A 25,256-nucleotide genomic window follows, 5' to 3' on the forward strand; every position below is an offset into this window, starting at 1 on the left:
TCGTGGCGGGACAAGCTCGACCGTTCGGGCACGGCCGCTCGTACACCACGTTCGAGCTCGACGGCGCGTCGCTCGACCGCGCCGAGGTGCCGCTCGACGAGGTGCTCGCGGGCACGGGATCGTCGTGGAGACGATCGTGCGCAACACGGGCGATCGCTAGGGGGACGACGTCGTGCTCGTCCGCGACCTCGTCGCCTCCCTCGCCCCGGCGGCGCAATGGCTGCGCGGCTTCCGCTGCGTGACGCTCGAACCGGGCGCCGCGACAACGCTCCGGTTCGACCTCGGCTTCTGGACGAACGACCCCGCCGGCCGCTTCGTCGTCGAGCCGGGCGACTTCACGATCACCGTCACCGACGGCACGAGCGCGACGACGCTCCCGCTCCGACTCACCTGACGGCGCCGCGCCCCGCGCGGTGGTCGTGGCGTCGCGCGGTAGGCATGCATACCGCGCGACGCCACGGCTACCGCGCGACGGCGCTCAGCCCCGGCCGTGCTGCGCGTACGGGTTGAGCAGCGCGTCCTTGATCTCGTCCGGCACGCCCTCCTCCGTCGCCGACGGGCCATCGGCGGGCGGGAACGACTCGGTCATCGACATCGGCATCGCGCTGTTGCGGTAGAAGTTGTTCGAGCCCTGCGACGGCTTCCAGGTGTTCGCCTGCCAGTCGGGCACGTAGTTGCGGTAGCCGCCGGTGTTCATCTCGATCCGGAGGCTCGACGGCTCGCGGAAGTAGAGGAAGTTCTGCTCGCCGATGCCGTGGATCGACGGGCCGTACTCCATCGGCGTGCCGTTCTCCATGAGCACGTCGGCGGCCTGCAGCAGGTCCTCGCGCTGGTCGACCCAGAACGCGTAGTGGTTCACGCGGCCGTCGCGCGTCGAGCCGTCGAGCACGACACCGAGGTCGTGCGACTTCTCGTTCGTGGTGAGCACCGAGAACACCGAGATCGGCGCCTCGTCGAGCACGGTCCGGGCCATGAAGCGGAAGCCGAGCACCTCGGTGTACCAGGCGACGAAGGCGTCGACGTCGCGCGCGGCGATCGTGACGTGGTCGAGCTGCCGCGGGGCGCCGAGGTGCCGGCTGCGGCGCGAGGGCCGGTCGGGGTAGATCGACGCGTCGTCGCCGGTCGCGTGAAAGTGCTCGACGTCCCAGTGCAGCGTCATCGAGTGGCCCTGCGGTCCGACGAAGCGGTAGGCACGCCCGATGCCCTGCCCCTCGAACCACTCGCCCTGCACGCCCTTCGCCTCGATCGCCTTCGCGGCCTCCTCGAGCGCCTCGGGGCTCGAGGTGCGCCAGGCCATCGTGTCGAGCGACGGCTCGGCGCCGGGCTTCACCACCACCGAGTAGCGGTAGTAGTCGCCCCAGCAGCGCAGATACACGTCGTCGCCGATGCGGTCGACGACGGTGAGGCCGACCTGCTTCTCGTAGAACTCGACCGAGGCCTCGACGTCCGGCGAGGTGATCGCCACGAAGGACAGGTGGGACAGCAGCTTGATCATCATCGATCCTTCCGGATGGGTCGTCTTCGGGTCCGCGTCCAGGGTGCTGACCCGAGGAGCATCAGGGAAGACGGGATCGGCGATGCTCTCCATCACTTCCCGTGATGCTTCATCGTCCACGCACGGCATCAGCAGCACTGATGCTGGGCATAGGCGACACCGTCTGGCCTGATGCCGCTCCGCCGCACAGCATGGAGGCACCGCCAGTGCCGGCCCCCGACAAGGAGCGACGATGCCCTTCGACCACGACGTGCTCCCGGCGTTCGCGATCGTCCGCTTCCGGCGCGCTCCCGGTGCGCCGCCCGAGCCGGGCGTGCTCGCGGACGGCCGCGTGCATCCGCTCGACCTGGCCGGGCTCGGCGCGGCATCGCTGAACGAGCTGTTCGAGCGGTGGGACGCCCTCGAGCAGCAGGTGCGGGCGACGCGGGCGCCGGACGGCGGCCTCGCCCTCGACGACGTCGTGCTCGCCGCGCCGGTCGAGCCCCGCCAGGTGCTGCAGACGGGCGCGAACTACCGCACCCACGTGATCGATCTCGACCTCGCCCACCGCCCGAAGGACGACCCGCGCAGCGAGGAGCAGGCGCGCGCCGAGATCGCGAGGATCATGGACGACCGCGCGGCGCACGGAGAGCCCTACTTCTTCATCGGTCTGCCGCAGACCGTCGTCGGCGAGGACCAGGAGCTGGTCCTGCCCGGCTACAGCGACCGGCACGACTGGGAGCTCGAGCTCGCCGCGATCATCGGGCGGGAGACGTTCCGCGTCTCCCGCGAGGACGCGCTCGAGCACGTCTGGGGCTGGACGATCGTCAACGACATCACGACCCGCGACCTCGTGTTCCGGCGCGACATGCCCGCCATCGGCACCGACTGGTACCGCGGCAAGAACGCGCGGGGCTTCAACCCGACCGGTCCGTTCGCCGTGCCGCGCAGCGACGCCCCCGCCCCCGACTCGTTCGCGATCCGGCTCGACCTGAACGGCGAGACGATGCAGGACGCGACGAGCGACGACCTGCTGTTCGATGTGCCCGCGCTCGTCTCGAGCGCCTCGCGGATCCTGCCGCTGCTGCCCGGCGACCTCCTCCTCACCGGCAGCCCCGCCGGCAACGGGCAGGCCCGAGGGGTCTTCCTGAAGCCGGGCGACCGGATGACCGGCTCGATCACCGCGCTCGGCACCCAGCGCGTCACCTGCATCGCGGAGGAGGCCCGATGACGCAGCGCCCGACCACCGACCCCGCTGCCCTCGACCGGAGCGACCCGGCCGGCGAGATCGCCAGAGCCGCCGACGCGTACCGCAACTGGGGCCGGTGGGGCGAGGACGACCGGCTCGGCACCGCGAACCTCATCACCGACGACGACCGCGCCGCCGCGGCCGGCCTCGTCCGCCGCGGCCGCGCGTTCAGCCTCTCGCAGCGCTTCGACACGAACGGACCGCAGAACGGCTGGCGCCGCCGCTCGAACCCCGTACACACGATGCTCGACACCGGGTCGGACGCCGAGCTCGGCACCCAGGGCTTCCCGCACGGGCTCGGCGGCGCCGACGACGTGGTGGCGATGCCGCTGCAGGCCTCCACCCAGTGGGACGGCCTCGGCCACATCTTCGACCGCGGCAAGGCGTGGAACGGCCGCTCCGCCGGACGCACCGTGACGAGCGAGGGCGACCAGGTCACCGGCATCGAGCACATGGCCGCGGTGCTCACCGGCCGAGGCGTGCTCCTCGACGTCGGCCGGCACCTCGAGCCCTCCGGCGAGCTGCCCGACGGCTTCGCCATCACGGGCGAGCACCTCGACGCGACCATCGCCGCGCAGGGTCCGTCGAGCACGGTGCGCCGCGGCGACCTGCTGCTCGTGCGCACCGGCCGGCTCGCCCGCGCTCGCCGTGAGGGCTGGAACGGCTACGCCGGAGGGCCGAGCGCCGGCCTGTCGTTCACGACCGCGGGGTGGCTGCACGAGCACGACGTCGCCGCCGTCGCCACCGACACCTGGGGCTTCGAGGTCCGGCCGAACGAGTTCGACGAGGCGTTCCAGCCGCTGCACCAGATCGCGATCCCGAACATGGGGCTCACGATCGGCGAGCTGTGGGATCTCGACGAGCTCGCCGCGGACTGCGCGGCGGACCGCGTGTGGGAGTTCCTGCTCGTCGCCGCGCCCATCCCCTTCACCGGCGCCGTCGGCGCCCCGGTGAACCCGATCGCCCTGAAGTGACCCACTGGATGCGAAGGAGCACCCCATGACCGCTGTCTCGTCCGTCGCCGTGGTCGGCAGCGGGTTCGCCGGCGCCGCCGCCGCGATCCTGCTCGCCGAGGGCGGCGTGCAGGTCGACCTGTTCGACGCGAAGCCCGATGTGGGTGCCCTCGGCTCCGGCATCACGATCCAGGGCAACGCCGTGCGCACCCTCGACCGGCTCGGGGTCTGGGAGGAGGTGCAGCAGCACTCCTACGCCTTCGACGAGCTCGGGCTGCGCGCGCCGGACCCCGCCGGCACCGTGCTCGCCGTCATCCCCGACGCGAAGACCGGCGGCCCCGACTACCCGGCGACGATCGGCGCCTACCGGCCCGACGTCGCCCGCATCCTCGTCGCCCGCGCCGAGGCGGTCGGCGCCCGCGTCCGCTGGGACGCGAAGGTGGAGCACCTCGAGCAGGACGACACGGGCGTCGACCTCGCCTGGAGCGACGGGCAGGGCCTCCACCGCGACCGCTACGACCTCGTGATCGGCGCCGACGGCCTGCACTCCACGGTCCGGGCGCTGCTCGGCATCGAGGTGCAGCCGAAGCGGAACGGCATGGGCATCTGGCGCGCCTTCGTGCCGCGGCCGCAGGACGTCACGCGCACCGACCTCGTCTACGGCGGTCCCTGCTACATCGCGGGCTACTGCCCCACGAGCGAGGACCGCATCTACGCCTACCTCGTCGAGGACGCGCAGGACCGCACGCTGCTGTCACCCGAGGAGCAGGTCGCGACCATGCGACGGCTGGCCGAGGCGTACCACGGGCCGTGGGACGAGATCCGCGAGTCCCTCGACGAGCACGCCGCCGTGAACTACACGTGGTTCACGAGCCACCTCATCGACGGCCCGTGGAACCGCGGCCGCGTGGTGCTGATCGGAGACGCGGCGCACAGCTGCCCGCCGACCATCGCGCAGGGCGCCGCGATGGGCCTCGAGGACGCCCTCGTGCTCGCCGAGCTGCTGCTCGCCGGCGACGCCGTCGACGAGGGGCTCTGGCAGCGCTTCACCGACCGACGGCTCCCCCGCGCGAAGGCCGTCGTCGAGGCCTCGATGCAGCTCGCCGACTGGCAGCTGCAGCACGACCGGGACGGCGACGTGCCCGGCCTCATGCGCCGTGTCGCCGAGCTCGTGAGCACGCCGGCATGAGCGCGCCGATCGTCGACGTGCACGCGCACGTCCTCCTCCCCGCGCTGCAGGCGCAGGTCGCCGAGCGCGACCCCCAGGGCTTCCGCGCCGCCCAGGAGCTCGACCTCCGCCGGCAGGGGCCGGAGTCGTCGCGGGTCTCCGGCGGCATGATCCGCGAGCGCTTCGAGCGGCTCACGCAGCTGCCCCGCCGGCTCGCCGACATGGACGCCACCGGCGTCGACGTGCAGGTCGTGTCCCCCTCGCCGTCCCACTACTACCCGTGGGCCGGCGAGGAGCTCGCCGAGCACGTCGCGCGGACCGCGAACCAGGCGGTCGCCGACCTCGTCGCGCAGGCGCCGGAGCGGCTCGTCGGCCTCGGCCTCGTCGCGCTGCAGCACCCCGAGCGCTGCCCCGTCCTGCTCGAGCACGCGCTCGGGCTCGGACTCGCCGGCGTCGAGATCTCGTCGTTCGCGCCCGGGGTCGAGCTCTCGGACCCCCGGCTCGACCCGTTCTGGGCGGCCGCCGAGGCGTCGCGCGCGGTGCTGCTCCTGCACCCGTTCGGCTGCAGCCTCGACGAGCGCCTCGACCGCTACTACCTGTCGAACACGGTGGGGCAGCCCGCGGAGAACGCGGTCGCGCTGTCGCACCTCATCTTCGGCGGCGTGCTCGACCGCTTCCCCGGCCTCGTGGTCGTGGCGGCGCACGGCGGCGGCTACCTGCCGACCGCGATCGGCCGCAGCGACCACGCGTGGCACGCCCGCCCCGACTCCCGGTCGTGCGCCGAGCCGCCCTCGACCTACCTGAGGCGGCTCTGGTTCGACTCCCTCACCCACTCCCCCGAGCAGCTCCAGGCGCTCGTCGCGGCTGCGGGCGCCGACCGCGTCGTGCTCGGCTCGGACTACCCCTTCGACATGGGCGACGAGGACCCGGTGGGTAGCGCCCGCGCCGCGGGCCTCGACGCGTCCGCGCTCGACGCGCTGCTGCGCGACAACGCCGCCGGGCTGCTCGCCCGGACGAGGACGGAGACCCGCTGATGCGACTGGCGAGATGGCGGCTCCACGGCCGGGACCACGACGGGATCGTCGTCGGCGACCGCCTCGTCGACCTGCCCGAGGGCGCGACGACGCTCGACGTGATCCGCGGCGGCCTCGACCAGGCCCGCGAGCTCGGGGACCGGGTCGCCGCGGCCGTGCCGGAGTCCGCGCCGGCGGTCGCGGCGGTGCAGCTGCTCGCGCCGATCGTGCCGCCGTCCGTGCGCGACTTCGTCGCGTTCGAGGAGCACGTCGAGGGCATCGCCGTCGCGGTGGACGGCCGGATCGGGGGCGTGGAGCCGGTCTGGTACGAGGCGCCGCGGTTCTACTTCACGAACCCCCACTCGCTGCTCGGCAGCGGCGAGACGGTCGTCCCGCCCGCGACGGAGCGGCTCGACTTCGAGCTCGAGGTCGGTGCCGTGCTCGGCGGGGTCGCGGGCAGCGACGGGCGCAGCCTCGCCCCGGAGGACGCCCAGGGGCACCTGTTCGGCTTCGCGATCTTCAACGACTGGTCGGCGCGCGACCTGCAGTCGCGCGAGCAGCGGGTGCCGCTCGGGCCGTGCAAGGGCAAGGACTTCGGCACCACCCTCGGTCCGTGGATCACGACGGTCGACGAGCTGGCCGACCGGTTCGACGCCGACGGCTTCCTCGACCTCGAGATGGTCGTCGCGGTGAACGGCGAGGAGATCGGCCGGGACACGCTCGCCGACATGGGCTGGCCGTTCCGCGACCTCGTCGCCTACGCCTCCCGCAACGCCCGGGTCGTGCCGGGCGACGTGCTCGGCTCCGGCACGGCCGGCACCGGCTGCCTCGGCGAGCTGTGGGGTCGTGCCGGGGGCCTCGTGCCGTCGCCGCTGCAGCCGGGTGACGAGGTCACGATGACGGTCGAACGGCTCGGTTCCATCACGAACCGCGTGGGGCGGCCCGTCGAGGTGCCCGCGATCGGCCGGGCCCGCCCGCGACCGGGCTCCCCTGCCGCCCGGCGCCGCGCCGCAGCGGGGTGAGGTCAGCCGCGCCCGTACCGGATGAACTGCTCGCGCATCCAGACGTGCGACGGGTCGTCGGTGTGCATGGGATGCCACCACAGCGCGCCGGCGAGCCGGACCACGTCGAAGGGCGGCGTGAGCATCCGCAGCTCGCCGCCCGCGACGAAGCGCTCGGCGACCTTCCGCTGCACCATGCCGATCCGGTTCGTGCCCATGAGGAAGAACGGCAGCACGAGGAACCCCTCGACGACGACGTCGATGCGCGGCTCGATGCCGATCATCTGCAGCTGTCGGCCCGCGGGGGTGAACGCGCTGCGGCTCTGATAGGTGAACACCCAGGGCAGCGCGCGCAGGTGGTCCATCGTGATCTCGTCGCCGACGTCGGGGTTGTCGGCGGCCACGAGGCACATCCACTCGTCCTCGTAGACGTCGAGGCACGGGATGCCGGTGGCGAAGCCGTGCGGCAGCAGCATGCCGTCGACCGTCCGCAGCGAGTTCACCGGGTCCTCGACGATCGCCGGCGAGTGGTAGGCGAACCGGAAGCGCACCCCCGGCGCCTCGTCGCGGACCGCGCGGGCGACGGAGGCGCCGACCGTCGCGAACGCGTAGTCCGAGCCGTAGACCGTGAACTCGCGGGTCGACGTCGCCGGGTCGAAGGTCGCCTCGTTCGCGAACACCTTGCGGGCCGCGTCGAGCGCGACCGCGGTCTGGTCGGCGAGCCGCGCAGCGAGCGGGGTGAGCCGGTACGTGTTGCCGTCACGGGTGAGCAGCGGGTCGTCGAAGTGCACCCGCAGCCGCGCGAGCGACGCGGACAGCGCCGGCTGGCTGAGGCGCAGCTTCTCGGCCGCGCGGGTCACGCTGCGCTCGGTGAGCAGCGCGTCGAGCGCGACGAGCAGGTTCAGCTCGAGCCGCGCCATCGGCGTCTTCGCCATCGCCAGCCCCTCCAGGAGCGTCATCAGCCCGATCGATGCGGGATGTGCCGGTGACCGCAAAGGGTAGCGCCGGGACCGGGCTGCGCCCCGATGCTCATCACATCTCGTTATATGCAGCCGACGACAGGGGAAGGACAGCATCGTGACGGGACGGCTCGAGGGGCGGGTGGTCGTGGTCACCGGCGCCGCGCGGGGCATGGGCCGGGCGGACGCCGAGCTCGCCGCCGCCGAGGGCGCGGTCGTGTGGGCGACCGACGTGCGCGACGAGGAGGGCCGGCGGCTCGAGCGGGAGCGCATCACGTACCGGCACCTCGACGTGACCGACGAGGCCGCGTGGGCCGGACTCGCGACGGAGATCGCGGAGCGGGACGGCCGCGTCGACGGCCTCGTCAACAACGCCGGCATCGCCTCGCGCGAGCGGCTGCCGGACGTCGACCCGGCCGCCTGGCACCGCGCCCTCGAGGTGAACGTCACCGGTCCCCTGCTCGGGATGCAGGCGCTCCGGCCGCTGATGCGGCCGGGGGCCTCGATCGTGAACGTCGTCTCGGTCGCCGGGCTCGCCGGTCATGTCGCCGCCGCCTACACGACGAGCAAGTGGGCGCTGCGAGGCCTCTCACGCGTGGCCGCGCTCGAGTTCGGCGCCGACGGGATCCGGGTGAACGCGATCCTCCCCGGCCTGATCGACACGCCCCTCATGGAGTCCGCGTCCCCCGCGTTCACCGCGGCCGCCCTCGCCGACACCCCGCTCGGGCGCTCCGGGACCCCGAGCGACGTCGCTCCGCTCGTCGTCCACCTGCTCTCGGCGGAGTCGTCCTTCACGACGGGTGCCGAGATCGTCGTCGACGGGGGTCTCACGAGCCACGTCTCGCACAAGCGCATCGCCGACGCGATACGGCCGCCGGCCGGCTAGCGCCGCGGCGCGGACCCGGCGCCCCTCGCCGGGCGTGCCGCGGGCGTCACCGCCCGGGGCTATACCTGCTGCTGTGGCGAAGGTGATCTATTTCACCGCCTGCACCCTCGACGGCTTCATCGCGGACGAGCACGACTCGCTCGACTGGCTGTTCGAGGTCCCGGGCGGCGCGGAGGACGGGTCCTGGGAGCGGTTCATCGCCGGCGTCGGCCCGATGGCCATGGGCCGGACCACGTACGAGTGGGTGCTGGAGCACGAGGACCTCGTGCACCAGCCGGAGAAGTGGCAGCAGTGGTACGGCGACCGGCCCTGCTGGGTCTTCACCCATCGGGACCTTCCGGCGCTGCCCGGAGCGGACGTGCGGTTCGTGCACGGCGACGTGCGCCGGGTGCACGACGAGATGCTCGCCGTCAGAGACGGGGACGTCTGGATCGTCGGTGGCGGCGACCTGGTCGGCCAGTTCGACGACGCGGGGTTGCTGAACGAGATCCACCTCGCGATGTGTCCGGTGACCCTCGGAGCGGGCGCGCCCCTGCTCCCCCGGAGGATCACGTCGCGCCGCCTCACCCTCCGCTCCGTGGAGCAGGCCGGTCAGCAGGTCCGGATGGTGCTCGACGTCGCGCGGTCGGCTCCCTCGTGAGAAGTGGTGGCCGCTCCGCACGAGCGGCGACCGGCCCGCACCGCTAGCGATCGAACGTCGTGCGGCCCACGGGCGGCGGCACCTCGTGCCAGAGGCCGTCGACCGCGCTCGCCTCCGCGGCTGCCACGACCCGCGCGGTCGCGAGCCCGTCGGCGACCGACGGCGCGCGCTGCTCCCCCGTGAGCACGGACCGCAGGAAGTGCGCGGCCTCGATCGTCTTGAGGTCGTCGAAGCCCATGGACGTGCCCGCACCCGGCTGGAACCGGGCGAAGTCGCCGAACCCGGCCGACGCCATGACGGTGGTGAACCCCTGGTCGACGCGCCCGGACCCGAGCGCGACCTCGAGCTCGTTCAAGCGCATGAAGCTCCACCGGACCGAACCCTGCGTGCCGTACACCTCCACGCCGTACTCGGCGCGCGGTCCCACCGCGACCCGGGAGGCCTCGAAGGTGCCGAGCGCCCCGCTGCCGAACCGGACCAGCATCGCGGCCCAGTCCTCGTTCTCCACGGCACCGGGTGCGCCGGCCCCGGCGCTGAAGTGGCTGGCCGCCGCCCCGGAGGGCCTCGGCCGCTCGGGAATGAAGGTCTCGGTGGCCGCGGTGACGGACGCCACCCGTCCCACCAGCAGCTGGGCGAGGTCGACGCCGTGCGAGAGCAGGTCACCGAGCACGCCGCTGCCCGCCCGGTCCCGGAGGAACCGCCAGGTGAGCGCGCCCCGCGGATCGGCGGCGTAGTCGGCGAGGAGTCGGACCTGCACGGTCGTGATCCGGCCGAGCGCGCCGGACCGAATGAGCTCGCGGGCCTTCTGGACAGCCGGCGCGTTGCGGTAGTTGAACCCGACGCACGTGACGAGACCGGTGCGCTCGACCGCGTCATGGATGTCGGCGCTCTCCCCCGCGTCGCGGCCCATCGGCTTCTCGATCCAGAACGGCTTGCCGGCGGCGGCCGCAGCGAGGGCCAGCTCGCGGTGCAGGAGGTTCGGCGCGCAGATCGAGACGACGTCGACCTGCGGGTCGGCGAGCACCTCCCGGTAGTCGGTCGTGCCGCGCGCGAACCCGAGGCGCTGGACGGCCTCGTCGACGTTCGCCTGCACCTCGTCCGCGGCGGACACGAGCACCGGCAGGGCGTCGAGCTCCGGGTAGTGCTCCGACACGGCGCGGTAGGCGCGCGCGTGCAGGCGGCCCATCCAGCCGACGCCGATGAGACCGACGCCGATCCTCGTGCTCATCGCGCGAGGAGGGCCGAGAGGCGCTGCAGGTTGAGGACCTGGTCCTGCTCGAGCGTGGCGACTCGGATGGACGCGGACGGCAGCACGTCCTGCTCGATGACGAGCCAGCCGTCGAACCCGTCGGCGAGGACGGCGTCGACGATCGCGCCGACGTCGAGGTCGCCGTCGCCGACGGGGACGAACGCGCGGGACGCCCAGACGTCGACCATGTCGCCGTGCCGCGCCTGCACGGCCTGGAGCACCGACAGGTCGACGTCCTTGAGATGCAGGTGGTTGATCCGGGAGGCCCAGCGCCGCCATCCGGCGAGCGCGTCCCCGCCGCCGAGCAGCAGGTGCCCGGTGTCGAAGGTGAGGTCGACGTCCGTCGCGGCGAGGAAGGCGTCGATCTCGTCCGGCGTCTCGACGTAGGTGCCCACGTGGTGGTGGAACGTGGGCTCGAAGCCGGCGGCACGGATGCGCGCCGCGGCGGTCCGGACGTTGCCGGCGAACCGCTCGAGCCGCTCGCCCGTGAGCGACAGACCGGCTCCGCCCCCGGGGCTCGCCTTCCGCGACGCGTCGCCGGAGTCGGCCAGGGTCGGCTTCGGCGGCCGGGGGGACGGGGCCGCGGCGCCCGCGGCGAACGCGGCGAGGGCGACGTCGAGCAGGGGCAGCGCTGCCGCGAAGCGCTCGTCGTCGCTGAACGGGAGGTCGATCCAGCCGCCGGCGAGGCCGAGGCCGAACCGGCGCAGGCGCTCCTCCAGCTCGGCTCCGGTGCCGAGGAAGCCGACGGGTCCGAGGTCGATGCCGGTGTAGCCGGCACCCGCGAGGACCTCGCAGACCCGGTCGGGACCGGGCAGGGAGGCCATGGCCGCGGGGTCCGTCAGCTCGAAGACGCCGAAGCTGACCGGCGCGCCGGCGATGTCGATGGTCATGTGTCGATCCGTTCGTGAAGGGTCAGCGGCTCTGCACGCGGACGCGGCGGCCGGTCCGGGCGGCCTCCGTCGCCGCCTCCGCCAGGGCCAGCGCCTCGCGGCCGTCGAGCAGGGTCGGCGAGGGTGCGACGCCCGCCTCGATCGCGGTGATGAACGCGTCCAGCTCCGCCGCGTATGCCGCGGCGTACCGCTCGAGGAAGTCGTGCAGGTAGGGCCTCGTCGCCCCGGCGCTCGCGGCGGTGAAGGCCTGGACCGCGGTCTCGACCACGTTCTCCTGGCGCAGGGACCCGTCGCGCCCGAACGCCTCGATGCGCTGGTCGTACCCCGTGGCGGAGTGCCGGGAGTTGATGATCGTGGCGACGGCCCCCGAGACGCCGTGCAGCGTGACGACCGCGGCGTCCCACTCGTCCTCGACGGACCTGTCGAGGTGCTGGCCGACCGCGCTCACCTCGGCGACCTCGCCCAGCATGCTGCGGGCCGTGTCGAGGTCGTGGATCGTCATGTCCTTGAAGATCCCGCCCGACCCCGCGAGGTAGGCGGCGGGGGCGGGCGCGGGGTCGCGGCTCACGATGGTGAGCTGCTCGAGCGGCCCGATCTCGCCCGCGAGCACCCGGCCACGGAGGTCGGCCGTCGCGGGGTCGAACCGCCGGTTGAAGCCCACCATCACCCGCGAGGCCCGGTCGCCCACCGCCGCGATGCAGCGGTCGGCCCGCGCGAGGTCGAGGTCGATCGGCTTCTCCACGAACACGGCCTTGCCGGCCTCCACAGCGGCGAGCACGTGGTCGACGTGGAAGCGGGTCGGCGAGCCCACCACGACCGCGTCGACCGACGGGTCGTCGAACACCGCGCCGGCGTCGGCGACGACCCGGGCGCCGTGCCCGGCGGCGATGCGCTGCGCGGCGTCCTCCATCGGATCCGCGACGACGACGAGGCGTGCGTCGGGGTGCGCCGCGATGGAACGGGCGTGCACCGCGCCGATCCGTCCGGCGCCGATCATGGCGAAGCTGATCATGGTCCTCCTCCTGGGACGTACCGACCGTGTGCTCCCGCCGGCGGCCCGGCCGGGCCGACGCGGTGCCGGGGAGCTGCGACGTCGTTCAGCCGAGCAGCGGCTTCTGCCGCGCGACCCCGCGCTCGTAGGCGGTCCGCGCATCGGTGGTGCTCGGCAGCTCCGAGATCGCGGCCACGGGGACGTCCCACCAGCCCTCGCCGTCCGGTGCGGGGACGAGCGGGTCGGTCTCGACGTGCACGAGGGTGATGCGGTCGGCCGCCTTGGCCGCGCGCACGGCCTCGGTCAGCCGCTCCGCCGCACCGGGACCGCGCGGGACCTCGAGCACGTCGACGCCGTAGGAGCGCGCGTTCGCCGCGAGGTCGACCGGGAGGTACTGCTCGTCGAGGAAATCGAAGGTCACGGGGTCCTGGGTGCGGTACCTCGTGCCGAAGCGGTTCGAGCCGACGGATTCGGAGAGGTTCCCGATGGAGGCGTAGCCGTGGTTCTGCACGAGCACGACGACGATCTTGATGCCCTCCGCGACGGCGGTGAGGAGCTCGGTGTGCAGCATCAGGTAGGAGCCGTCGCCGACCATCACGAGCACGTCGCGGTCGGGTGCGCCGCGGCGGACGCCGATGCCACCGGCGATCTCGTAGCCCATCGTGGAGAAGGCGTACTCGACGTGGTAGCCGAGCGGGTCGCGCACCCGCCACAGCTTGTGCAGGTCGCCGGGCAGGGACCCGGCGGCCTGGACGAGCACGTCGGTCGGGTCGCTCGCGGCGAGCACGGCGCCGATCACCTCGGGCTGGCCGGGCAGCTCGGCGCCGCTCGGGGCGAGCGCCCGGTCGACCACCGCGTCCCAGGAGGCCTTCTCCGACGCGACCCGCTCGGCGTGACCGGCCGCGACCTCGTAGCCCTGGAGCGCTGCCGTCAGCGCCTCGAGCGCGCTGCGCGCGTCGGCGACGACGGGCAGCCGCGTGCCGTGCTTGTAGGCGTCGAACGGGGCGACGTTGATGTTGACGAACCGCACGCCCTGCCGCTGGAACGCCGTCCGGCTCGCGGTCGTGAAGTCGCTGTAGCGCGTCCCGACGCCGACCACGAGGTCGGCGCTCGCCGCGATGCGGTTGGCGGCGGTCGAGCCGGTCGCGCCGATCCCGCCGAGGTACTGCGGGTGGTCCCACGGCAGCGATCCGACCCCGGCCTGGGTCGCCCCGACGGGGATGCCGGTCGCCTCGACGAAGGCGGCGAGCTCCTGCTCGGCGCCCGAGTAGAGCACGCCGCCGCCGGCGACGACGATCGGCGCCCGGGCAGCGCGGACGGCCGCGACGGCGCGGGCCAGCTCACCGGGCTCCGGCACGGGGCGGCGGAGATGCCACTCACGCGGTTCGAGGAACTCGACGGGCACCTCGAGCCGCTCGGCCTGCACGTCCTCGGGCAGCGCGATCGTCACGGCACCCGTCTCGGCGGGATCGGTGAGCACCCGCATCGCTGCGAGCGCGATGGAGAACAGCTGCTCGGGCCGCTGCACGCGGTCGAAGAAGCGGGACACGGGACGGAACGCGTCGGTGACCTGCAGCCCGAGGTCGTGGGGGTGCTCGAGCTGCTGCAGCACGGGGTCGGCGACCCGGGTCGCGAACGTGTCGCTCGGCAGCAGCAGCACCGGCAGCCGGTTCGCGGTGGCGAGCGCCGCGCCCGTCAGCATGTTCGCGGCGCCGGGACCGACGGACGCGGCGGCGGCGAGGGTGCCGCGCCGGCGGTGCATGCGGGCGTAGCCGACCGCCTGGTGCACCATCGCCTGCTCGTTGCGCGCCTGGTGGTACGGCATGAGGCCGGGCTGCGCGAGGTGCGACTGCAGCAGCGCCTGGCCGAGGCCGGCGACGTTGCCGTGGCCGAAGATGCCGAGCGTGCCGGCGATCGTGCGCTCGCGGACGTCGCCGTCGACGGTCCACTGGTTCGCGAGGAACTCCACGAGCGCCTGCGCGACGGTCATCGTGCGGGTCCGGGGCGCGTCGTCCGCGCCGGTCGCGGTGGGCAGCGTGCTCGTCATGCGTCGTGCTCCTTCGGGAGGTACGGGAGGCGGGGGTCGGACCGCTGGCCGAGCCAGGTGTCGCGGACCCACCCGTGCGCGGGGTCGTCGCTGATCCGCCAGGCGCGCTCGGGGTCCGGTCCCGCCATCACGTTCAAGTAGTACAGGTCGTACCCGGGCGCCGCGGCGGCCGGGCCGTGGTAGCCGAACGGCACGAGCGCGATGTCGCCGGTGGTCACCACGGCATCGGTGTCGATCTCGCCGGCGGGCGACGAGTAGGCGGCGAAGAGCCCGAAGGGCGCGGCGCTTCGCGGCGCCGCCACCCCGCGGCTGACGGCGGCCTCGAAGTAGTAGATCTCCTCGAGCCGGCTCTCGCCGGGCGTGGCCTCGTCGTGCTTGTGGGGCGGGTACGACGACCAGTTCTCGGCGGGCGTCACGACCTCGCAGACGATCAGCTTCTCGGCCGGCAGCGCGCCAGGGGTACCGAAGTTGTGCACCTGCCGGGTGGACCTGCCCGCGCCGCGGATCTCGACCGGGACGTCGCGCCGCGGCAGGTGGACGGCCGGCAGCACCGCGGTCGCGGCAGCCTCGGCGACCGCGACCCGGCCCTCACCCTCGATGCGGGCGCCGGTGCCGACGCCGAGGTAGAGCACGTCCGTCGGCCCGTCGAACACGGAGGCCCGGCCGGCGAGCGTCCAGCGGTGCGCATCGGCGGTGACGGTGAACGAACCGGCGAGGGGCACGACCATGCGTTCGACGGGCGCCGCCGGCAGCGCGATCGTGCCGTCCAGCTGCGCGACGCGCAGCCCGGTGTGCTGCCAGCCGGGCAGCGAGCCGTCCACCACCGACTCCCAGCCGTCGCGCGCCAGCGAGCCTCGTGGGAACAGCCACTCGTTCACCGTCATCGACGTCCTTCCGGATGCGCCGGCACGGACCGGCGTCCGGTCCGTGCCGCGGCCCTGTCAGTTCTGCGGGAAGCCGAGGTCGACGCCGCCATGGCTCGGGTCGAGCCATCGGGAGGTGATCGCCTTCTGCTGCGTGAAGAACTTCACGCCCTCCGCACCGTGGGCCTTCGTGTCGCCGAAGAACGAGTCCTTCCAGCCGCCGAAGGAGAACGTCGCCACGGGGACGGGGATGGGCACGTTCACCCCGATCATGCCGACCTCCACCTCGTGCTGGAACCGCCGGGCGGCGCCGCCATCGTTCGTGAAGATCGCGGTGCCGTTGCCGAAGGCGCCGGCGTTGATGAGCGCGACGCCGTCCTCGTACGAGGCCACGCGGACGACCGAGAGGACGGGCCCGAAGATCTCCTCGCGGTAGACGCGCGAGGTGGTCGGCACCCGATCGAGCAGCGTCGGGCCGAACCAGAACCCGTTCGGGTCGCCGTCGGCCTGCACGTCGCGCCCGTCGACGACGACGTCGGCCCCGTCCTCGATCGCGATGTCGACGTACGAGGCGACCTTGTCGCGGTGCTGCTTCGTCACGAGCGGCCCCATGTCGCACGACCGCCGGCCGTCCCCGATCCGCAGGGTGCTCATGCGCTCGCGGATCCTGGCGACCAGCTCGTCGGCGACCGGCTCGACGGCGACGACGACGGAGATCGCCATGCACCGCTCCCCCGCGGAGCCGAAGCCGGCGTTGATCGCGGAGTCGGCGACGAGGTCGAGGTCGGCGTCGGGCAGCACGAGCATGTGGTTCTTCGCGCCACCGAGGGCCTGCACCCGCTTCCCGTGCTTCGCCGCCGTCTCGTAGATGTACCGCGCGATCGGGGTGGACCCGACGAACGAGATCGACCGGACGTCCTCGTGCGCGAGCAGCCCGTCGACGGCCACCTTGTCGCCGTGCAGCACGTTGAAGACGCCGTCCGGCAGACCCGCCTCCGTCCACAGCGCCCCGAGCCAGTTCGCCGCGGAGGGGTCCTTCTCGCTCGGCTTCAGGATCACGGTGTTCCCGGCCGCGATCGCGATCGGGAAGAACCACATCGGCACCATCGCCGGGAAGTTGAACGGCGAGATGATGCCGACCACCCCGAGCGGCTGGCGGATGGAGTAGGCGTCCACCCCGGTCGAGACCTGCTCCGAGAACTCGCCCTTGAGGTGGTGCGCGAGCCCGGTGGCGAACTCGACGACCTCCTGCCCCCGGGTGATCTCGCCGAGCGCGTCGGAGACGACCTTGCCGTGCTCGGCGGTGATGATCTCCGCGAGCTCCCCCTTGCGGGACTCGAGCAGCTCGCGGAAGCGGAAGACGACGGCCTGCCGCTTGGCGAGCGACGTGTCGCGCCAGGCGGGGAACGCGGCCTTCGCCGCCGCGACGGCCGCCGCGATGTCGCCCTCGCCGGCGAGCGCGACCCGCTTCGTGACCGTCCCGAGCGCGGGGTCGTAGACGTCGGCGGTGCGCTCGCCGGTGCTCTCCACCGTCCTGCCACCGATCCAGTGGGGCACCGTCGGGAGGGCGGCGGTGCCGCCGGGAAGGAGGTCCGGCTGCGTGACGGTCATGAGGGTGTCTCCTGATCGGGATCGGGCGCGGGGGTCAGCGGGCGAGCGGGCGGACATCGCCCGTGTCGAGGCCGCCGAGGGGCGCGAGCCCGCCCCCGCGGGTGGCGGCCGGCTCGACGTCGCGCGCGCTGAAGGGAAGGTCGGTCATACCTCGGTGTACTCGCCTCGTCGCGCGGGGACGGCCTCGAGGGCCGGCTTCGGATTGGATGTCGTGACAGGGACGAGCGTACGGTCCCGGCGGGCGACGCCCCGATCCGCCTCGTCGAGGGGTCGGGCGCCCGGCGGACGTGCTCGTCCACCTGGTACACCGGAGGAACGATGACGCTCTCCACGCACCCGGGACCTGACCGGACCGACACGCTCCCGCTCCGCCTCGCCGCCGACACGACGCCCACGGCGCTCTGGAACGACTCCGCGGATCCGGTCGAGCTCGAGCAGTCCATCGCCTTCGGCGCGGTCGGCGCGACCTGCAACCCGGTCATCGCCTGCACGGCGATCACCGCCCACCTCGACGAGTGGGGACCCCGGATCCGGCGGCTCGCGGACGAGCATCCGACCGCCGGTGAGTCCGAGCTCGGCTGGCGTGCGGTCGAGGCGCTCTCCGTGCAGGCGGCGAAGCTGCTCGAGCCCGCGTTCGAGGCGAGCGGCGGGCGCAACGGGCGGCTGTCCGTGCAGACCGATCCACGGCTGCACCGGGACGCCGCAGCGCTGACCGAGCAGGCGGTCCGCTTCTCCGGGCTGGCACCGAACATCATCGTGAAGATCCCCGCCACGAGGACCGGCATCGAAGCCATCGAGGAGGCCACCTACCGCGGCGTCAGCATCAACGCGACCGTGTCCTTCACCGTCGCGCAGGCCGTGCAGGTCGCCGAAGCGATCGAGCGCGGCTTCGCCCGCCGCGAGGCCGAGGGACTGCCGATGCACGAGTTCGGCTCCGTCTGCACGATCATGGCCGGCCGCCTGGACGACTGGCTGAAGGCCTGGGCCGCGAAGAAGCGCGTGCTGATCGAGCCGGGCTACTTCGAATGGGCGGGGGTCGCCGCGCTGAAGAAGGCGTACCGCCTCTACCAGGAACGCGGCTACCGGGTCCGCCTCCTCTGCGCGGCCTTCCGGAACAGCCTGCAGTGGAGCGAGCTGCAGGGCGGCGACCTCGTGGTGTCCCCGCCGTTCGACTGGCAGGCGCGCATCAACGAGAACCGCATCCCGGTCCGCCCGCACGCCATCGACGAGCCGGTCGACCCCGAGATCATCGCCACCCTGCGGGAGCGGGTGCCCGAGTTCGTCCGCGCCTACGACGAGGACGGGATGACGATCGCGGAGTTCGAACGCTTCGGCGCCACCGTCAGAACGCTGCGGCAGTTCCTCGAGGCCGACGCGCAGCTCGACGCCCTGGTGCGCGACATCCTCATCCCGGCGGTGTGACCTCGCCCCTCCGTCACGCCGTCCGGCGACGCAACGTGACGGAGCCGAGGGCCGTGAAGGCGACCGCCCAGGCGAGCACGACCGCGACCTCGCGCAGCACGGACCCGGAGTCCGTGGTGCCTGCTGCGTGCTGGAACGCCTCGATGGCGTGGGTGAGCGGGAGCCAGTCGGAGATGGCGCGGAGCACGTCGGGCATGCGGTCGCGCGGCACGAAGATCCCCCCGAGCAGCGCCTGCGGGAACACGAGCAGCGGCATGAACTGCACGACCTGGAACTCCGTGGCGGCGAAGGCGCTGGCGAAGAGCCCGAGGGTCGTGCCGAGCAGCGCGTTGGCGACCGCGACGAGCACGAGCAGCCAGGCGTTCCCCTGCACGCTCAGCCCGCACACCCAGACGGCGAAGCCGACGGCGATGAGGGACTGCACCACCGCCAGCAGTCCGAAGGCGATCGCGTAGCCGACGATGAAGTCGAACCTGCCGAGCGGTGTCGTCATCAGGCGTTCGAGCGTCCCTGAGCGCCGCTCGCGCAGCGTGGTGATGCTGGTGATGAGGAACATGATGATGAAGGGGAAGAGACCGAGCAGGTCCGGACCCACCGCGCTGAACAGCCGCCCGTCGTTGAAGATCCAGGCCATCAGACCGATCAGCAGGCTCGGGACCACGAGCAGCAGCCCGACCGTGCGCGGGTCGTGCCGGATCTGCTCGAGCACACGCCGTGTCGTCGCCGCTGTCAGCCGTGGGTTCATGCGACCTTCCCTCCCGCGAGGGCGAGGAAGGCGTCCTCGGCGTCCTCGGTGCCGGTGAGGGCGAGCAGCCCCTCGGGGGTCTCATCGGCGAGCAGCGCCCCCTCGCGGAGGATCAGGATCCGGTCGCACCGGCGGGCCTCGTCCATCACGTGACTGCTCACGAGGAGCGTCACCCCGCGGTCGGCGAGTCGCCGGAACAGCGACCAGAGGTCCGCCCGCAGGACGGGGTCCAGCCCGACGGTCGGCTCGTCGAGCACGAGCAGCTCCGGCGTCCCGAGCAGCGCGACCCCGAGGGACACGCGGCTGCGCTGGCCGCCGCTCAGCCGGCCCACCATCCGGTTCGCGTGGTCCTCGAGGTCGACCTCCGCCAGCACCCGGGACGGATCCCCGGCCGGGGCGCCGAGCACGCGGGCGAAGTACCGAAGGTTCTGCTCGACGGTCAGATCGTCGTAGACGCTGCCCGCCTGCGTCGCGTACCCGACCCGCGCCCGGAGCGAGCGCGAACCAGCCGTGAGCCCGAGGACCCGCAGGGTGCCGCTCCGGATCCGCTGGCTCCCTGCGACGGACCGCATCAGCGTGGTCTTCCCGCTGCCGCTCGGCCCGAGCAGCCCGACCACCGAGCCCGCTGGAACCCCCAGCGAGAGGTCGTGCAGCACCTCCCGCCGCCCGCGGACCACGGTCAGCCCCCGCGCCTCCACTGCGAGCGCGTTCACCATGCTTGGAAGAAAGCAGCCGGACGTACCGCCGTCAAGACCGTGCTGGACGCGCTCGACCGGCACGCCCTCGTCGTCGAGCACCAGATGCGACCGCTGTTCGCCTTCTTCCAGTCCCTCACCCTGCCGCTCGGCATCTTCGCCAACGCCGGCGACCTCGACGCCTCCGGCATCCGCGCCCCGGCGCTGCGGGAACGCATCGACACCGCGGCGGACCGCACCGCACCGATGCTCGCCGCGCACCTCCGGCCGCGCCCGCCGCTCGTCGCGGTCGGGAGGCCGGACACGTTCTGAGGGAAGCGGGCTTCCCTCGCTCGACGGCGGATCTCACGTGGCCTCCGCCTCGGCCGCATCGTCGCCGGGCGGGGTCACGAGTCGAAACAATCCGGCGCGACCCGGGACGCCGCCTCTACGGTGTCGCGTCATGACGGATGCATCGCTGCAGGCCACGACCGACGACCAGCTGCGGTTCGCCTACTGGGTCCCCAACGTCTCCGGAGGCCTCGTCACCTCGGACATCGAGCAGCGGACCGACTGGGGCTTCGACTACAACGTCCGGCTCGCGCAGGCCGCCGAGCGCAACGGCTTCGACTACGCGCTGTCGCAGGTGCGGTACACCGCCTCCTACGGCGCGGACCAGCAGCACGAGTCGACCTCCTTCTCGCTCGGTCTGCTGCTGAACACGGAGCGGCTGAAGGTCATCTCCGCGATCCATCCGGGGCTGTGGCACCCGGCGGTGCTGGCGAAGTGGATCACGACCGCGGACCACCTGTCGCACGGCAGAGCAGCCATCAACGTCGTCTCCGGCTGGTTCAAGGGCGAGTTCACCGGTCTCGGCGAGCCGTGGCTCGAGCACGGCGAGCGGTACCGCCGCAGCGAGGAGTTCATCCGGGTCGTGCGCGACCTGTGGACCAGGGAGCGCGTGGAGTTCAACGGGGACTTCTACCGGGTGCACGACTTCAACATGCAGCCGAAGCCGTGGCCGGTCGAAGGGCGCCCGCACCCGGAGATCTTCATGGGCGGCAACTCCACGGATGCGCGCGGCATGGGCGGCCGCGTCGCGGACTGGTACTTCAGCAACGGCAAGGACTTCGACGGCTTCGACGAGCAGTACCGCGAGGTCACCGCGGAGGCCGAGCGCGCGGGCCGCGCGGGCCGGGTGCGGTTCGGCCTGAACGCGTTCGTCGTCGCCCGCGACACCGAGAGCGAGGCGCAGGACGTCCTCGAGGAGATCATCGCCAAGGCGAACCCGGACGCCGTCGAAGGGTTCCGCGAAGCCGTCCGGCAGGCGGGACGGTCGACCGGCGACGGGCGAGGGATGTGGGCGGACTCGACCTTCCGCGACCTGGTCCAGTACAACGACGGCTTCCGCACCGGCCTGATCGGGACGCCCGAGCAGATCGCGCGCCGCATCGTCGAGTACAAGCGGCACGGCGTCGACCTCTTCCTGCTCGGATTCCTCCACTTCATCGACGACATCGAGCACTTCGGGGCGACGGTGCTGCCCATCGTCCGCGAGCTCGAGGCCGAAGCGGTCCGCACCGGGAGCCTGCAGCCGGCCTGACGCGCCGGTTGAAGGGGAAGGCCGACCTCGCCTGCTGCGGTCCCGGCAGTGATCGCGAACGCCTCGAACCGCTCGCGATCAGGCGGGCGGCCGAGGGAAGAGCGGTCCCCCCGCGAGCTCCCGCATCTGCCTCAGGCGGAGTGCGGCCATCGTCGCAGCGGGGCGGCAGGCGGCGCCACGGCGACCGGCCGCGCTGTCAGCCCTCCAGGTTGAGCCACGCCACCTCGTCCGGAGTCAGCTCGACGCCGAGCGCCGGGAGCGAGGTCTCCAGCTCGTGCAACGACCGTGGCCCGATGAGGGGGAAGGTCGGGAACGGCTGGGCGAGCACGTAGGCGAGCGCGATGGTGATCGGGCGCACGCCCCGCTGCTCGGCGAGCACGCGGACGCGATCGAGGCGCTCGAAGTTGTCGTCCGAGTACCAGCAGCGCACGAGCTCGGGGTCGCTCGTGTCGTCGCGGGAGCCGTTGGCGAAGAAGCCCCGGGCCTGGCTCGACCACGGGAACAGCGGCGTCTGGGTCCTCGTGAACCAGGCGCGGGACTTTGCGTCGTTGGTCGCGATGCTGCCGGGCCAGATCGGCTCGACGAGGCGCGCGAGGCTGAAGTTGTTGCTGAGCGCCGCGAAGCCGGTGAGCCCGTGCGCCGCGGCATACCTGTTCGCCTCCTCGACGCGGGCGAGCGACCAGTTCGAGACGCCGAAGGCGCGCATCCGGCCGGCCTGGCGATGCTCGTTCAGCACGTCGACGAACTCTCCGACGGGGATGGCCTCGTTGTCGCGATGCATCATGTACAGGTCGACGTAGTCGGTCTGCATCCGCTCGAGGCTCAGCAGCAGCTGCCGGGTCAGGTTCTCGGGATCGCAGTACGGCGTCGCCGCACCCTTGCCGAGCACCACCACGTCGTCGCGGACGCCGCGGCTCCGCATCCACTGCCCGAACACCTCCTCCGACTGCCCGCCCCGGTACAGGTGGGCGGTGTCGAAGCAGGTGCCGCCGGCCTCGAAGAAGCCGTCGAAGAGCACCGGCCCCTGCACCGCGGGGAGCTCGGCGTCCTCGATCATCGTCCCCATCGCGAGACGCGAGACGGGCTTCTCCACCCCGTCGATCCGGCCGTAGGGCATGGTGCTGCCGTGACGGCGCCGGAGCGGGCGTCCGCTCGTGGGCGCCGTCTGGTGCTGCAGCTGCTCCTGCGGGTACTCGAGGCCGATCGCGTGACGCCACCGGTCCAGGGTCCTCATGTTCCCGAGGGAGTCCGCGAGCGTCATCGCAGGCCACGGCGCCTGCCGCGCCTCGATGCTCCTCGCCACGACGTCGGCTTCGAACGCGTACGCGCTCTTGGCGTGCTGCTCGGTGACCACCTGCGTCTGCCCGGCCCGAGTGACGTGCAGCACGCTCTCCCGCTCGCCGCCGGCGAACCACGGCGACGGCAGCAGGATGTCCCCCTCGGTGCCGTAGACCCGGACCACGTTCTCCTGGTTCACCGCGACACCGGTGGAGACCCGGGCGATGATGTCGCCCGGGAAGGTGAGCAGCGCTGCTGCGTACTCGTCGACGCCGGTCTCCCCGAGGTGCCCCGCGGCGTGCACCTCGATGGGATCCGCTGACGCCGCCGCACCGCTCGCTGCACCGGCGATGAGCCGCGCCATGGAGGTGCAGTAGCCCCCGACGTCGAGGATCCCGCCGCCCCCGAGTGCGCTGCTGTAGAGCCGTGATCCCGGCGCGCTGGGCGCTCGGAAGCTGAAGGTCGCCTCGATGAGCCGCACCTGCCCGATCGCCCCGTCTCGGATGAGGTCGACGAGTCGCTGCGTCTGGGGATGGCAGCGGTACATGAACGCTTCCATCAGGAAGACGTCGTTGCGCTGCGCCGCCTGGACCACCGCCATGGACGTGGGGTGGTTCAGGGTGAGCGGCTTCTCGCACAGGATGTGCTTGCCCGCCTCCGCGGCTCGGATCGCCCACTCCGCGTGGAGGGGATGCGGGGGCGCGATGTAGACCGCGTCGACCTCGGGGTCCGCGAGCAGCGATTCGTACGACCCGTGCCGGCTGGGGACGGCGAACTCGTCGCCGAACCGGTCCGCATCAGCCTGCCGCCGACTCGCCACCGCCGTGAGCACGCCCGTGTCCGTCTCACCGAGCGCGGCGGCGAAGGTGTGGGCGATGCGGCCCGTGCCGAGGATCCCCCAGCGCAGCTGTCCATTCACGACCACGTCTCCCCTGCCTCCATCGCCCTGCTGCTCCCTCGCTCCACGCCGTCCGCTCACCGGGAGGTGAGCACCTCCTGCGCCGCCGCGAAGCCGCCGAGCCCCGAGACGCCGCCGCCGCGAGTCGAGCCCGCGCCGCAGAGGAGGATCCGCTCGTGCGCGGTGCGGACGCCCCACTCGCCCTCGGCGCCGGAGGCCGATCGGTGCGGGAACGCCAGCGGGGCGTGGAAGATGTTGCCGCCCGGCAGTCGGAGCTCGGCCTCGAGGTCGGCGGTGGTGCGGGTCTCGATGCACGGCTCGCCGTGTTCGCCGGGCAGCAGGAGCGCCTCGATCGGCTCGGCGATCACGGAGTCGAGGGACGCGAGCACCGCCGCCTGGGCCGTCGCGCGGTCGACGCCGAGCCGGTGCGGCACCTGCAGCGCGAACGCGGTGAGCGTCTGGGCGTCCGACGCGGCCAGCTCCGGGCCGAGTATGGAGCGGTCCGAGAGCGTGTGGCAGTAGAGCTCCACCGGAACCGGGTCGGGCAGCCTGCCCGCGACGGCGGCCGCATGCGCCGACTCCAGCTCCGACAGCGTCTCGTGGACGTGGAAGGTACCGGCGAACGCCTCCTCCGGCGTGACCGTGCGATCGCGAAGGCGCGGGAGGCGCCGCAGCAGCATGTTCACCTTGATCTGCGCCCCCTCGGGCGCCTGGCCGCTGGACTCGCCGAGCAGCCGCGAGAGCTCGGCGGGCGCCGCGTTCACGAGCACGCGGCCTGCCCGGACCGCCCGGTCGGCGGTCTCGACGGTGCCGTCCGGGTCGATCGCGAGCACGTCCGCGCCGGTCACGATCCGGGCGCCCGCGCTCCTCGCTGCCTCCGCGAGCGCGTCGGTGACCGCGCCCATGCCGTGCACCGGGACGTCCCAGTCCCCCGTGCCGCCGCCGACCACGTGGTAGAGCAGGCACGCGTTCTGGACGAGCGTCGGGTCGTCGAGGGAGGCGAAGGTGCCGATCAGCGCGTCGGTCGCGAGCACGCCTCGGAGGACGTCGCTGTCGAATCGCTCCCGCAGCGTCTCGCCGATCGGTCGGGCGAAGACGTCGTGCCATAGCCGCTCGCCCACCCGGTCCCGAAGAGCGTCCTGGGAGAGCAGCGGCTCCGTCAGGGTCGGCCAGACGGCTGCGGCGACCGCTGCCATGTCCTCCTGCCAGTGCCGGAAGGCGCGCACGTCGCCGGCCGCCCCGATCCGCGCGAACGACGCCGCGGTCGCTTCCTCATCCGCCGTGTCGATCAGCAGCCCCGTGCTCCCGACCGGGGTGTAGGAGGAGTACCGGCGCCGCACGAGTGGCACCGCGAGATCCAGATCGTGCCGGATCCGGTCGGGCAGCAGGCTCACGAGGTAGGAGTAGCGCGACAGCCGCGCGTCGACGCCGGCGAACACGCGCTCGGAGACCGCTGCGCCGCCCGTGTGCTCGAGCCGCTCGAAGACGGTCACCGACAACCCGGCCCGGGCGAGATAGGCGGCGGCGACGAGGCCGTTGTGCCCGCCGCCCACGATCGCGACGTCGACAGGCTCCATGCCGCGACGCTATCGGTCGCGAGTGGCCCTCGACCTGCACGGGTGCCCCGTCACCGAAGGGTGAA

General features: G+C 72.9%; 22 protein-coding genes and 1 pseudogene. 11 read left to right on the forward strand and 12 right to left on the reverse strand.

What is annotated here, in order from left to right; all coding sequences use genetic code 11:
* Positions 1-172 precede the first annotated feature (172 nt).
* The gene (locus QDR37_RS13050; protein ID WP_279714224.1) at positions 173-394 is read left to right on the forward strand and encodes a fibronectin type III-like domain-contianing protein; all 222 of its coding nucleotides are present in this window, start codon (positions 173-175) and stop codon (positions 392-394) included.
* 84 nt (positions 395-478) lie between these two features.
* On the opposite strand, the gene QDR37_RS13055 is transcribed toward QDR37_RS13050, so the two are convergent.
* Positions 479-1,495: a VOC family protein gene (locus tag QDR37_RS13055; RefSeq protein ID WP_279714225.1), complete on the reverse strand. Its 1,017-nt coding sequence runs from the start codon at positions 1,493-1,495 to the stop codon at positions 479-481.
* Positions 1,496-1,727: 232 nt separating this feature from the next.
* Here QDR37_RS13055 and QDR37_RS13060 point away from each other — a divergent pair, with 232 nt between their 5' ends.
* The 5 genes from QDR37_RS13060 to QDR37_RS13080 are packed head-to-tail and all read left to right on the forward strand — an operon-like array spanning position 1,728 to position 6,879.
* Positions 1,728-2,705: a fumarylacetoacetate hydrolase family protein gene (locus QDR37_RS13060; RefSeq protein WP_279714226.1), complete on the forward strand. Its 978-nt coding sequence runs from the start codon at positions 1,728-1,730 to the stop codon at positions 2,703-2,705.
* Complete coding sequence (locus tag QDR37_RS13065; protein WP_279714227.1) at positions 2,702-3,697, forward strand: cyclase family protein; 996 nt, start codon at positions 2,702-2,704, stop codon at positions 3,695-3,697. Before QDR37_RS13060 ends, QDR37_RS13065 begins: the two co-directional genes overlap by 4 nt.
* A 25-nt stretch (positions 3,698-3,722) precedes the next feature.
* Entirely contained in the window at positions 3,723-4,865 is a 1,143-nt protein-coding gene (locus QDR37_RS13070) for an FAD-dependent monooxygenase (RefSeq protein ID WP_279714228.1), read from the forward strand.
* Positions 4,862-5,878: an amidohydrolase family protein gene (locus QDR37_RS13075; protein ID WP_279714229.1), complete on the forward strand. Its 1,017-nt coding sequence runs from the start codon at positions 4,862-4,864 to the stop codon at positions 5,876-5,878. The genes QDR37_RS13070 and QDR37_RS13075 overlap by 4 nt, the downstream gene beginning before the upstream one ends.
* Positions 5,878-6,879: a fumarylacetoacetate hydrolase family protein gene (locus QDR37_RS13080; RefSeq protein WP_279714230.1), complete on the forward strand. Its 1,002-nt coding sequence runs from the start codon at positions 5,878-5,880 to the stop codon at positions 6,877-6,879. Before QDR37_RS13075 ends, QDR37_RS13080 begins: the two co-directional genes overlap by 1 nt.
* Before the next feature lie 2 nt (positions 6,880-6,881).
* Here the strand turns inward: QDR37_RS13080 and QDR37_RS13085 are convergent, their stop codons facing one another.
* A complete protein-coding gene (locus QDR37_RS13085) occupies positions 6,882-7,817 on the reverse strand; it encodes a LysR family transcriptional regulator (RefSeq protein ID WP_279714231.1) in 936 nt (311 codons plus the stop codon).
* Positions 7,818-7,935: 118 nt separating this feature from the next.
* On the opposite strand from QDR37_RS13085, the gene QDR37_RS13090 reads away from it, so the two are divergent.
* Together QDR37_RS13090 and QDR37_RS13095 are read left to right on the forward strand one after the other, a co-directional pair.
* A complete protein-coding gene (locus QDR37_RS13090; RefSeq protein WP_347882109.1) occupies positions 7,936-8,703 on the forward strand; it encodes an SDR family oxidoreductase in 768 nt (255 codons plus the stop codon).
* 73 nt (positions 8,704-8,776) lie between these two features.
* Entirely contained in the window at positions 8,777-9,343 is a 567-nt protein-coding gene (locus tag QDR37_RS13095) for a dihydrofolate reductase family protein (protein ID WP_279714232.1), read from the forward strand.
* Between the two features lie 43 nt (positions 9,344-9,386).
* Here the strand turns inward: QDR37_RS13095 and QDR37_RS13100 are convergent, their stop codons facing one another.
* The 6 genes from QDR37_RS13100 to QDR37_RS13125 all read right to left on the reverse strand — a co-directional run bounded on the left by QDR37_RS13100 (position 9,387) and on the right by QDR37_RS13125 (position 16,994).
* On the reverse strand, positions 9,387-10,571 hold the full coding sequence (locus QDR37_RS13100; protein WP_279714233.1) for a Gfo/Idh/MocA family oxidoreductase: 1,185 nt from the start codon (positions 10,569-10,571) through the stop codon (positions 9,387-9,389).
* On the reverse strand, positions 10,568-11,482 hold the full coding sequence (locus QDR37_RS13105) for a TIM barrel protein (RefSeq protein WP_279714234.1): 915 nt from the start codon (positions 11,480-11,482) through the stop codon (positions 10,568-10,570). Before QDR37_RS13105 ends, QDR37_RS13100 begins: the two co-directional genes overlap by 4 nt.
* Before the next feature lie 22 nt (positions 11,483-11,504).
* On the reverse strand, positions 11,505-12,494 hold the full coding sequence (locus tag QDR37_RS13110; RefSeq protein WP_279714235.1) for a Gfo/Idh/MocA family oxidoreductase: 990 nt from the start codon (positions 12,492-12,494) through the stop codon (positions 11,505-11,507).
* Positions 12,495-12,579: 85 nt separating this feature from the next.
* Positions 12,580-14,520, reverse strand: coding sequence for a 3D-(3,5/4)-trihydroxycyclohexane-1,2-dione acylhydrolase (decyclizing) (gene iolD, locus QDR37_RS13115; protein WP_279714236.1), 1,941 nt, complete (start codon positions 14,518-14,520; stop codon positions 12,580-12,582).
* Positions 14,517-15,404 (reverse strand): 5-deoxy-glucuronate isomerase, encoded by an 888-nt coding sequence (gene iolB / locus QDR37_RS13120; protein ID WP_279714237.1) that lies wholly within the window; start codon positions 15,402-15,404, stop codon positions 14,517-14,519. Before iolB ends, iolD begins: the two co-directional genes overlap by 4 nt.
* A gap of 57 nt (positions 15,405-15,461) precedes the next feature.
* Positions 15,462-16,994: a CoA-acylating methylmalonate-semialdehyde dehydrogenase gene (locus QDR37_RS13125; protein WP_279714238.1), complete on the reverse strand. Its 1,533-nt coding sequence runs from the start codon at positions 16,992-16,994 to the stop codon at positions 15,462-15,464.
* 318 nt (positions 16,995-17,312) lie between these two features.
* Between QDR37_RS13125 and QDR37_RS13130 the strand changes: the two genes are divergently transcribed.
* Positions 17,313-18,416, forward strand: coding sequence for a transaldolase family protein (locus tag QDR37_RS13130; protein WP_279714239.1), 1,104 nt, complete (start codon positions 17,313-17,315; stop codon positions 18,414-18,416).
* 13 nt (positions 18,417-18,429) lie between these two features.
* Here QDR37_RS13130 and QDR37_RS13135 read toward each other — a convergent pair whose 3' ends face one another.
* Positions 18,430-19,161 carry an ABC transporter permease gene (locus QDR37_RS13135; RefSeq protein ID WP_279714240.1) on the reverse strand — a complete coding sequence of 244 codons (732 nt, stop codon included), beginning with the start codon at positions 19,159-19,161 and terminating at the stop codon, positions 18,430-18,432.
* The gene (locus QDR37_RS13140) at positions 19,158-19,877 is read right to left on the reverse strand and encodes an ABC transporter ATP-binding protein (RefSeq protein ID WP_279714241.1); all 720 of its coding nucleotides are present in this window, start codon (positions 19,875-19,877) and stop codon (positions 19,158-19,160) included. Before QDR37_RS13140 ends, QDR37_RS13135 begins: the two co-directional genes overlap by 4 nt.
* A gap of 54 nt (positions 19,878-19,931) precedes the next feature.
* Here QDR37_RS13140 and QDR37_RS13145 point away from each other — a divergent pair.
* Positions 19,932-20,168 (forward strand): annotated as a pseudogene (locus QDR37_RS13145) (FMN reductase); the annotation flags it as partial.
* A 130-nt stretch (positions 20,169-20,298) separates the two neighbouring features.
* Positions 20,299-21,438 carry a dimethylsulfone monooxygenase SfnG gene (gene sfnG / locus QDR37_RS13150; protein WP_279714243.1) on the forward strand — a complete coding sequence of 380 codons (1,140 nt, stop codon included), beginning with the start codon at positions 20,299-20,301 and terminating at the stop codon, positions 21,436-21,438.
* 196 nt (positions 21,439-21,634) lie between these two features.
* On the opposite strand, the gene QDR37_RS13155 is transcribed toward sfnG, so the two are convergent.
* Entirely contained in the window at positions 21,635-23,635 is a 2,001-nt protein-coding gene (locus tag QDR37_RS13155) for an aldo/keto reductase (protein ID WP_279714244.1), read from the reverse strand.
* Between the two features lie 56 nt (positions 23,636-23,691).
* Entirely contained in the window at positions 23,692-25,191 is a 1,500-nt protein-coding gene (locus tag QDR37_RS13160) for an NAD(P)/FAD-dependent oxidoreductase (RefSeq protein WP_279714245.1), read from the reverse strand.
* Positions 25,192-25,256 lie beyond the last annotated feature (65 nt).

Source organism: Amnibacterium sp. CER49 (assembly GCF_029846255.1).
Classification (GTDB): Bacteria; Actinomycetota; Actinomycetes; order Actinomycetales; family Microbacteriaceae; genus Amnibacterium.